Source organism: Ochrobactrum sp. SFR4, assembly GCF_019730395.1.
In the GTDB taxonomy this organism is placed as follows: Bacteria; Pseudomonadota; Alphaproteobacteria; order Rhizobiales; family Rhizobiaceae; genus Pseudochrobactrum.
Map to the genome: position 1 here is coordinate 1 of NZ_JAAPBB010000449.1, position 337 is coordinate 337.

General features: G+C 53.4%; 1 protein-coding gene. It reads right to left on the bottom strand.

Going from position 1 to position 337, the window contains the following annotated elements; translation table 11 throughout:
- Window positions 1-337, bottom strand: a 337-nt coding sequence (locus HBA93_RS19760; protein ID WP_221724422.1) for an ATP-binding cassette domain-containing protein, incomplete at both ends; no start/stop codon positions are given.

The window sequence follows — 337 nt, forward strand, 5'->3', positions numbered from 1 at the left end:
CAGATAGGCAATGCCATTTTCGCGCTGTAAATCGGCCAACAGATTAAGGATTTTTGCACGCACTGATACGTCCAAAGCCGATACGGGTTCATCCAACACAATCAGGTCAGGCTTGCACAGAAGTGCACGAGCAATCGCCACACGCTGGCGCTGACCGCCGGAGAGTTCACGCGGGTAGCGATCAGCCATATCCGCTGTCAAGCCAACCCGCTGCAAGACTTCAACAATTTGCTGATCCGTATGCTGCTGACTGCCATGCAGAATCAGCGGCACCTGCAAAATCTGGCTAATCGTATGGCGCGGATTGAAAGCCGCCAAAGGGTCCTGAAACACCATC